General features: G+C 47.9%; 2 protein-coding genes. Both read right to left on the minus strand.

All coding sequences use genetic code 11. The features are described from left to right. Positions 1–105 precede the first annotated feature (105 nt). Positions 106–243: a hypothetical protein gene (locus B3D59_RS08295; RefSeq protein ID WP_286818920.1), complete on the minus strand. Its 138-nt coding sequence runs from the start codon at positions 241–243 to the stop codon at positions 106–108. 29 nt (positions 244–272) lie between these two features. Then, positions 273–2678 carry a penicillin-binding protein 1A gene (locus tag B3D59_RS08300; RefSeq protein WP_286818922.1) on the minus strand — a complete coding sequence of 802 codons (2406 nt, stop codon included), beginning with the start codon at positions 2676–2678 and terminating at the stop codon, positions 273–275. Positions 2679–2764 lie beyond the last annotated feature (86 nt).

Here is a 2764-nt window from a genome sequence, read left to right on the forward strand (position 1 = left end):
CTCTACCGACTGAGTTAACGGCCCGTAGACAGTGTCAAAAACAGGGGTAATCTATATATTATAACGCTTATTGTCAACTGTTTTTTTTGATTTAAATTATTTTTTTTAATTACCGCTCCCCACAACTTGAGCAAGCGCAAGAGCGACCTGGTCAAGAGCCTGTCTATACATCTGCTCAGCCTCCTGCCAGTTGCCTGCGTTATGGCAGGCAACTGCCTTTTTAAGCAATTCAAGCACAGACATTTTCATCTCCCGAATCAACCTGTCTTTTTCTAAAAACCTTCTTTGAACAGCTCTTCCGTGCTAAACACCTCATCCGGACTTGGGGTATACTGCGTCGGCTCCGTGCCTTCCTTAAAACATTCAAAAATGGTTTGTTTACTTTGGGCAATGGGCAGAAGGCCGGTTTCGGCATCTATTTTAACGCGAATGATACCCTCGGGCACGGTGAATTCCTGCACGGATTTACCTTCCAGGGCATGCTGCATATAATCGAGCCAGATGGGGCTTGCAGCACGGGAACCTGTCTCTCCTCTCCCGATGGGAGCTTCCTGGTCAAGCCCCACCCATACCCCTGTGGTGTACCTGGGGGTAAAGCCCATAAACCAGGCATCGTGAAGGTCATTGGTGGTGCCTGTTTTACCTGCCGCAGGCCGGTTCAAGGCCTTGACTCGCTGGCCGGTACCTTCCTGCACCACGCTTTCAAGCATACTTGTCATAAGATAGGCCGTGCCCATATCAATGACTTTTTTACGAATCAATTTGGAAGATTCCAAAAGCGTGTTGTCCCGGTCATAAATTTCAGTAATAAATACCGGCTCAATCAGGTAGCCCAGGTTGGAAAACACTGAATACGCCTTGGTCAATTCGAACAAGGAAACGCCTGAAGACCCAAGGGCTATGGATAGATTCCGGGAGATGGGGGATGTGATTCCAAGCTTTCTTGCATAACTGATGACATAATCTATGCCGATATCCTGGAGGATTTTAATGCTGACAATATTCCTGGAGTTCGTCAGGGCGTGGCGAAGCAACGTGGGTCCATAGAATTTTCCCGCATCATTGTGGGGTTTCCACACCCTGTCATGCAGCCTGTCCTGATATACCACAGGGGAGTCAATGATAATCGTGGCCGGCGTATACCCCTTGTCAAGGGCTGCCGCGTACAGGATGGGCTTGAACGCGGAACCTGGCTGGCGTCTTGACTGAAAAGCCCGGTTGAACTGGGAATCTTTGAAATCCCTTCCGCCAATCATGGCTTTGACATAGCCGGTTTCAGCCTCAATGCTGAGAAGTGCTGACTGGGCAATGGGTTCCTGGTACAGGGTAAATTCATATTCCTTTTCCCCGGCCATCTCCTCAAGGACTTTCATATAGATGACATCCCCGGCTTTTAGGGCCTGGGAGGGTTTTGAGATCCTGGCAGATTGGTAGGATATTTTGGGGTTTGGCTTTCTGGCCCACGTCATGGTGGCTAACCGGATGATGCCTGTGATATCACCAACCCGTACATGGGTAACTTTATTGTAATCGTCCACCTCCAGAACCACCCCTTTGTATATCTCTCCCTTAACCGGGCGGCTGCCGTTCAGTTCTCCGGCAATGGTGCGACTGAACTCCTCTACCTGAAGGGCCGGCATGTTTTTTACAGGACCTCGGTATCCGCAGCGTTGATCTAAATCCGCCAGACCTTTATTGACTGCGGCCCGGGCTATTTTCTGCAGCTCAATGTTCACTGCGGTATGGATGCTCAACCCTTGGGTGTAGAGCATCTCTTTGCCATATTTATTTTCGACATATCGCCTAACATGTTCGGTGTAACAGGGAACCTTTTCGATGAACCAGTTTTTCCGGGGCTTGATATCCAGTTTGACACCCATGGCTTCAGTGGCCTCCAGATTGGAGATCATGCCCTCTTCCTTCATACGGTTCAGGGTATAAACCTGGCGCTGCCTGGCCAGTTCCGGATGGTGAAAAGGGCTGTATCGGCTGGGTGCCTGGGGCAGCCCCGCCAGCATGGCACATTCAGCCAGGGTCAGATCCTTAACATGTTTTCCAAAATAGTTTTCAGAAGCCGCTTCAACACCGTAAGCGCCTTGTCCCAGGTAAATCTGGTTTAAATAAAGGAAGAGTATCTCATCTTTGGAAAGCTTTTTTTCAATTTTATAGGCCAGAATCGCTTCTTTCACCTTGCGCTCATAAGTTTTTTCCGGAGTAAGAAGAAAAGATTTGGTCACCTGCTGGGTAATGGTGGACCCCCCCTGGACAATCGAACCGGCCCTAAAATTTTTAATAAACGCCCTGACAATTGATTTCACATCAATGCCGGGATGCTCCCGGAACCGAGAATCTTCTGCCGCCACAAAAGCATTTAGCAGATTGGAAGGCATGTCGGACAAAGGAATGACGATTCTGCGCTCTTTATAAAACTCGCCGATTTTTCTGCCGTCATCGGAAAAAACATTGGTCACAATGGCCGGGCGGTAATCACTGAGCGTATTGATCTGGGGAAGATCCCGGCTCAGATAAAAAAATCCGGCGGTAATGGCTGCACATCCGGCAATAATTGCAAGGAGAAACAGGATAAAAATCCACATGAAAAAGGATAAGTATAAACTTTTTTCTTTTTTCTTGCTTCGCTTCTTCAGAATCTGGGTACGACTTTGTTGTTTTGTCATAAGGTTTCGAATAGTATTATATTTTGGTAAAATAGTTGCTTTTATCAGATTAGAATTACGATGGCAATAGAAAGGCTGGCCCCGTC

Origin of the sequence: Desulfobacter sp. UBA2225 (assembly GCF_002348205.1) — a bacterium.
Lineage (GTDB): Bacteria > Desulfobacterota > Desulfobacteria > Desulfobacterales > Desulfobacteraceae > Desulfobacter > Desulfobacter postgatei.